Genomic DNA, 6,545 nt, shown 5'->3' on the forward strand with positions numbered 1-6,545 from the left:
GTCGCCGACGTTTTCCCGGGTGATCTGGTCCAGCTCAGAATAGCGCTGGTTGGCATAGTTCCCAGTCTGAATGGCCCATTGTTCCGGTTTGGCCGTTTCCGTCATGACGCTTTCGTTCGCATAGGCCGACGCGCCCGTCAGAAGCAGCGCGACAGCCGCGCTGTTCAAGAGATGTTTCATAGAAGTGCTCCTCCGCTCCTGGATCCAGCGCCGCAAGTTCCTCCGCCCGCGGCTGCCCATACCCAAGTGTTGGTTGCGCACCTCCTTGCGTCAATCAACGGCCCTGCCATATGCCCCTAAAGTCTTATGGGGAATTGGCAGGGCCACCGGGAAGATTTGGCAAATCGCCTATGCCAGTCGTTCGGCGTGCCAGAACACGTGATCGCCCATCAGGCTTTGCACGAAGAAGTAGCTGTGGTCATAGCCAGCCTGCATCCTGAACTGGCCAGGCTGACGGCGCTCCATCATGGCATGTGCCAACGATTCGGGCTTGAGCAGGTCCAGAAACTGATCGGCGCTGCCCTGATCGATCAGCACCTCGCCAGGATAGCCGCGGTCGCGCATCAGAAGGGTGGAGTCATGCGCCCGCCATGTCTCGCGATCATCGCCCAGATAGGCGGTGAACTGCTTGCGGCCCCAGTCGGACTCGGTCGGGTGGGCAATGGGCGCAAAGGCCGAAACGGATTTGTACCGATCCGGATGCGTCATGGCGATGGTCAGGGCGCCATGCCCCCCCATCGAATGGCCACTGATACCCATCGCATCGCGATCGATGGCAAAGTTGTCGCTGACCAGTTCGGGCAGTTCATGAACGATGTACTGCCACATCTTGAAGTGAGGCTTCCAAGGGTCCTGCGTCGCGTTCACATAAAAGCCGGCGCCCTGCCCCAGATCATAAGCTTCGTCGTTGGCAACGCCTTCCCCGCGTGGCGATGTGTCGGGAAAGATGATGGCGATGCCCGCTTCGTCGCACCACTGCTGGGCCGCAGCCTTGGTCATCGCGTTTTCATGTGTGCAGGTCAGGCCGGACAGATACCACAACACCGGGACGCGGCCGTGCTGCGCAAGTTCGGGCAGGAAGACCGCAAAGGTCATGTCGGTTCCGGTCGATTGCGAATGATGGCGGTAAACGCCTTGGGTGCCGCCAAAGCTGCGGTTTTCAGACAGGGTCTCAAGGCTCATTCGTGTCTCCCTTCAGGGTTTGGAACATGACCAGCGCATCCACCGGCCCCAACTGTGGGTGAAGAAACGCGTCCGGCAGGCGGCCCACAATGGAAAAACCCGCTTTCTGCCACAAATGGACGGCATCGGCATTGGTGGACACGACGAAATTGAACTGCATGGCCCGGAAGCCCTGGTCGCGAGCCCAAGCCTTGGCGTGTTCAACCAGCGCACGCGCCACACCGCGCCCCCTGGCCTCTGGGTCCGTCGCAAACGAGGCATTTGCCACATGTGATCCGCCAGCCGGGCGATTGGCGCCCACATGGCTCGTGCCCAGCACGCGGCCACCGCTTTCGGCGACAAAGGCAGTGAAAGGATGGGCAAACCAATCGGACAAAGCCTCGCCACGCGTGATGTCACGGGGGATGCAGTAGGTTTCACCGGTCCGGTAAACGGGCTGCAGGATCTGCCAGATGGCATCGTGATCGTCGGGGGTGGCGGGGCGGACCGTCAATCCGCCCTGCCCGCTCATTTCAGTTCGTCCACGCTCCGGATCACCTGACCCAGAAGGCCGTAATCCAGCGCCTCTTGCGTGTTCAGCCAGAAGTCGCGCTGCGTGTCCTTCTCGATCCGCTCGACCGACTGTCCCGTGGCTTCGGAAAAGATCTGGTTCAGGCGGTCGCGCATCAGGCGCACCTGTTCTGCCTGGATCATCATGTCCGAGGACGTGCCGCCGATCCCGCCCGAGGGCTGGTGGATCAGGAAGCGCGTATTGGGCAGGCAGTAGCGGTTTTCCTTCTTCGCGGCAACGAAGATGAGGGCTCCGGCGCTGGCCACCCAGCCCGAACCGATGGTCCGCACGGTCGGGCGGATGAACTTGATCACGTCATGGATCATGTCCCCCGATTCGACATGGCCACCAGGAGAACTGATCAGCATGTTGATCGGCTCGTCGCTGTCTTCGGCCAAGGCCAACAGGTGGGCAACGGTGCGCTGCGCCAGCTTGTCGTTGATCGCGCCCGCGACGATCACGGTGCGCGACTTGAAGTACAGCTTGCCGATCTTGTCGCCTTCGGGAAGGCCCAGTCCGCCCTCTTCCTTGTGGCGGCGGTCGTCTTCTTCCGGTTCGTCGTCGTCATCGTCCAGCCACTGGTGACGCATCGGCCTGCTCCTTGTTCTTTCTCATGGCGACGGCGGGACCAAGGCCCCGCCGTTCTATTACCTAAGCAGCGATGAAGGATCAGTAAAGGACGACCGAGCGGATGGATTCGCCATGATGCATCAGGTCGAAGCCCTTGTTGATGTCCTCGAGCGGCATGGTGTGGGTGATCATCGGGTCGATCTCTATCTTGCCGTCCATGTACCAGTCGACGATCCGGGGCACGTCTGTCCGGCCGCGGGCACCACCAAAGGCCGTGCCCTTCCAGACGCGGCCGGTGACCAGTTGGAACGGGCGGGTGCTGATCTCAGCGCCCGCTGCCGCCACGCCGATGATGACCGACTGGCCCCAGCCCCGGTGCGTGCATTCAAGTGCATCGCGCATCACCTTGGTGCTGCCGGTGGCGTCAAAGCTGTAATCCGCGCCGCCGATCTGGTCGAAAGGCGTCTTGGTCATCTCGACGATATGCTGGACGATGCCGCCGTCGATTTCCTTGGGGTTGACGAAATGCGTCATCCCGAAGCGTTCGGCCATCTCTTTCTTGTCGTTGTTCAGGTCGACACCGATGATCATGTCGGCGCCCGCCATGCGCAGGCCCTGGATCACGTTCAGACCGATGCCGCCCAGGCCGAACACGACCGCCTTGGCGCCGATCTCGACCTTGGCGGTGTTGATCACCGCGCCGATGCCGGTGGTCACGCCGCATCCGATATAGCAGATCTTGTCGAAAGGAGCGTCCTCGCGGACCTTTGCCACGGCGATTTCTGGCAGGACAGTGTAGTTCGAGAAGGTCGAGCAGCCCATGTAGTGATAGATCGGCGTGCCATCCAGCATGCTGAAGCGCGAGGTGCCGTCGGGCATCAGACCCTGACCCTGGGTTGCCCGGATACGCGTGCAGAGGTTGGTCTTGCCCGACAGGCAAGAGGCACATTCGCGGCATTCTGGGGTGTAGAGGGGGATCACGTGGTCGCCCGGCTTGACCGAGGTCACGCCCGGCCCGACCTCGACCACGACGCCTGCGCCTTCGTGGCCCAGGATCGCGGGGAAGATCCCCTCCGGATCGGCACCCGAACGGGTGAATTCGTCGGTGTGGCAAATGCCGGTCGCCTTGATCTCGACCATCACTTCACCGGCTTTGGGGCCTTCGAGATTGACCTCCATCACTTCCAGCGGTTTGCCGGCCTCGAGGGCCACGGCGGCACGGGTTCTCATTCTTTCTCTCCTATCGCCTCGTTGGGCTTTCGGTCAGGGCCAAGGGGCCGACTGTGCGGCCCCTTGGCGGTTCTTCCGGTCAGGATGGCCGATCGTCAAGCCGGCAAGGCACCTGCCCGCTTGGCCACATGGGTTGCGATCGCGTCCATCAAGGGCGGGGACAGGGCATCATAAGGCTCCAGCCCCAATTCCCGCAGGCGGGCCCGGATGCCATCCATGCGCGAGGGGTCGACACCTCCTTCGATGACCGAACTGACAAAGGCCGCGAATTCAGGTGCGGCCCAGCCCGGCTCGTTCGACAATTCGCTGTGGACGAAGTCAAGGCCGTAGAAGGGATGGTCCTTGTTCTCGATGCGTCCATACATGTGGACGCCGCACTCGCGGCATCGCTGGCGCTGGATCGGCGCATCCGGGTTGACCGTTTCCAGCTTTTCGGCGTGCTCCACAACCTCGACTGCGTCTCTCGAAACTACGGCCACCTGGCTGAAGATGGCGTCGTCGGGCTTCCAGCACTTGGTGCAGCCGCAAACATGGTTATGCGCGGTTTGTGCATTGATCCGCACCTTGACCGGGTCCGTCGCGCAATGGCACGTCAGGACGCCGCCTGAAAAGCTTGGGCTCGCTTGCTTGACACCGGCGTCGACAGCCGGGTGAATTTTTACGCCATCAGAAATCGTCATGGTCCCCTCCTCCAGGCGATCAGGCTCCTTGCAGCGTCGCGCCAACGGGAACTTTCGGCAAGTCGGAGGAAGGTGGTAGCCCGGCATGAAAAATGCCGCGCTACCTCAGGCGGTCGGTGCGCAGATGTCAGCTGGCAGGGGTCGAGGATACGCCAACCTTGGCGGGGCGCAGCAGGCGGTCATGCAGCTGGAAGCCGTTGTCCATCACCTGGATGATGTTGCCGGCAATCGTTCCGGGAACCGGGGCTTCGAACATGGCTTCATGAACGGAAGGATCGAACTTCGTGCCTGTCTCGGGACGGATGATGGTGATCCCGTGCTTGGTGAAGACGTTGGACAACTCGCGCAGGGTCAGTTCAACGCCTTCGATCAAGGCCGCTGCAGCGGTCCGCTGTTCATCGCCCACGGCATCAAGCGCGCGTGTGAGTGCGTCATGAACAGGCAACAGATCGCGTGCCAGACGCGATCCGCCGTACTGTTCTGCATCACGACGATCCTTGTCGGCCCGCTTGCGTGAATTTTCTGCATCGGCCAGGGCGCGCATCCATTTGTCGCGCAGCTCGTCCCGCTCGGCGGTCAGGCGGGCAATGGTATCGTCGCCTTCAGGGTCCGCCAACGGATCGTCCAGAAATTCGTCCATCGGTTGTTCGTTCTGCTCGGTCATCCTCATTCATCCTTTCCGGCCGGACAGCACGCGTCCGACCAGCTGCGCAGTATAATCGACGATCGGAACGATCCGGCCATAGTTCAACCGGGTCGGCCCGATGACACCCACCGCGCCTATAATTTTACGGTCGGAATTCATATAGGGTGAAACCACTAGAGCGGAACCCGAAAGTGAAAAAAGCTTGTTCTCGGACCCTATAAAGATGCGGACCCCATCCCCTTTCTCGGTCAGTTCCAGAAATTCGACAATGTCTCGTTTGCGTTCCAGATCATCGAACAAGCTGCGGATCCGGTCCAGATCAGCCAGTTCGCTGTCCAGAAGATTGGCCCGTCCCCGCACGATCAGCCGAGGATCTGCCGCCTCGGCCCCCCAGAGTGCGATCCCCGATTCCACCAGTTCGGCGGCCAGGACATCCAGTTCGCGACGGCGCGTCGCGATCTGACCAGCCAGTTGACCCCGCAGCTCGGCCAAGGTCTTTCCTTCGGCCATGGCATTGAGGAAGTTGGCAGCTTCACGCATCGAGGATGGAGTCTGGCCTGGAGGCGGCGTGAAGATGCGATTCTCGACATGTCCATCGGCAAAGACCAGAACCACCAGCGCCCGATCCGCGCCGAGGCTGACGAATTCGATATGGCGGATGGGTGCCTCGTGCTTGGGCATCAGAACCAGCGATGCGCCGCGCGTGATGGATGAAAGGGCGGTGCTGACACGGTCCAGCAGAACTCCCGTCTCCGGATCGTCGGTCCCAAGCGTCTGGTCAATGGCGGCGCGGTCGGTGGGCGTGACGTCATCCACCTCCATCATCCCGTCGACAAACAGTCGCAGTCCCATTTGGGAAGGCAGCCGTCCGGCTGATATGTGAGGACTGTCCAGCAGACCCATCAGTTCCAGATCCTGCATGACGTTGCGAATCGTGGCTGCGCTGACCTTCTCGGACAAGGTGCGCGTCAAGGTGCGCGAGCCGACGGGCTCGCCCGTGTCCAGATACGCCTCGACCACCCGGCGAAAGACTTCGCGGGATCGGTCATTCAGTTCGTTCAGCAGCGTTTCCTGGGTCATGGCCCTCGCGGGGTTGCGTGACGGTGCCCATGGGCGGTATGGGCAACCTATCTTCACGAAAAGGAACAGTCATGCGCCCTTCTGGCCGGAATCTAAGCCAAATGCGACCGATTTCAATTGAAACCGGAGTGATGCGGCATGCGGAAGGGTCCTGCCTGATCCGCTGCGGGAATACGCATGTGCTGTGCACGGCGTCCATCGAGGAGAGTCCGCCCCGTTTCCTCAAGGGAACCGGCCTTGGCTGGGTGACTGCAGAATACGGGATGCTGCCGCGTGCCACGCATACCCGCAACCGGCGAGAGGCTGCGCAGGGCAAGCAGTCGGGCCGCACGCAGGAAATCCAGCGTCTGATCGGCCGCAGCCTGCGTGCCGGCGTGGACCGCAGCGCGTTGGGTGAACGCCAGATCACCATTGATTGTGACGTGATCCAAGCTGATGGCGGCACCCGCTGCGCTTCGATCACCGGAGGCTGGGTCGCCCTGCGCCTTGCGGTGAACAAGTTGCTGAAGGCGGGCGCAATCAGTAGCGATCCGATCATCGATCATGTCGCCGCCGTCAGTTGCGGCATTTACGCCGGGCAGCCGCTGCTGGATCTGGACTATGCCGA

At 61.7% G+C, this 6,545-nt stretch carries 8 protein-coding genes and 1 pseudogene; 1 reads left to right on the plus strand and 8 read right to left on the minus strand.

Annotated features, from left to right (window positions below; genetic code table 11):
* From ACLHHB_RS14625 to hrcA, 8 genes and pseudogenes are all read right to left on the minus strand, one after another.
* Positions 1 to 180 (minus strand): annotated as a pseudogene (locus ACLHHB_RS14625) (PQQ-dependent dehydrogenase, methanol/ethanol family); the annotation flags it as partial.
* A 168-nt stretch (positions 181 to 348) separates the two neighbouring features.
* Positions 349 to 1,182, minus strand: a complete 834-nt coding sequence (fghA, locus tag ACLHHB_RS14630) for an S-formylglutathione hydrolase (RefSeq protein WP_410219019.1) — start codon at positions 1,180 to 1,182, stop codon at positions 349 to 351.
* On the minus strand, positions 1,172 to 1,693 hold the full coding sequence (locus tag ACLHHB_RS14635; protein ID WP_410219020.1) for an N-acetyltransferase family protein: 522 nt from the start codon (positions 1,691 to 1,693) through the stop codon (positions 1,172 to 1,174). Before ACLHHB_RS14635 ends, fghA begins: the two co-directional genes overlap by 11 nt.
* Complete coding sequence (locus tag ACLHHB_RS14640; protein ID WP_410219021.1) at positions 1,690 to 2,322, minus strand: ATP-dependent Clp protease proteolytic subunit; 633 nt, start codon at positions 2,320 to 2,322, stop codon at positions 1,690 to 1,692. The genes ACLHHB_RS14635 and ACLHHB_RS14640 overlap by 4 nt, the downstream gene beginning before the upstream one ends.
* A gap of 79 nt (positions 2,323 to 2,401) precedes the next feature.
* Positions 2,402 to 3,532, minus strand: a complete 1,131-nt coding sequence (locus ACLHHB_RS14645) for an S-(hydroxymethyl)glutathione dehydrogenase/class III alcohol dehydrogenase (protein WP_410219022.1) — start codon at positions 3,530 to 3,532, stop codon at positions 2,402 to 2,404.
* A 95-nt stretch (positions 3,533 to 3,627) separates the two neighbouring features.
* Entirely contained in the window at positions 3,628 to 4,212 is a 585-nt protein-coding gene (gfa, locus tag ACLHHB_RS14650) for an S-(hydroxymethyl)glutathione synthase (protein WP_410219023.1), read from the minus strand.
* Positions 4,213 to 4,339: 127 nt separating this feature from the next.
* Positions 4,340 to 4,852 carry a nucleotide exchange factor GrpE gene (locus ACLHHB_RS14655; protein WP_410219026.1) on the minus strand — a complete coding sequence of 171 codons (513 nt, stop codon included), beginning with the start codon at positions 4,850 to 4,852 and terminating at the stop codon, positions 4,340 to 4,342.
* A 30-nt stretch (positions 4,853 to 4,882) separates the two neighbouring features.
* Positions 4,883 to 5,938, minus strand: coding sequence for a heat-inducible transcriptional repressor HrcA (gene hrcA / locus ACLHHB_RS14660; protein ID WP_410219024.1), 1,056 nt, complete (start codon positions 5,936 to 5,938; stop codon positions 4,883 to 4,885).
* A gap of 71 nt (positions 5,939 to 6,009) precedes the next feature.
* On the opposite strand from hrcA, the gene rph reads away from it, so the two are divergent.
* Positions 6,010 to 6,545, plus strand: a 536-nt coding sequence (gene rph, locus ACLHHB_RS14665; protein WP_410219025.1) for a ribonuclease PH, incomplete at its 3' end; no start/stop codon positions are given.

This window comes from Paracoccus sp. (in: a-proteobacteria) (genome assembly GCF_046462195.1).
In the GTDB taxonomy this organism is placed as follows: domain Bacteria; phylum Pseudomonadota; class Alphaproteobacteria; order Rhodobacterales; family Rhodobacteraceae; genus Paracoccus.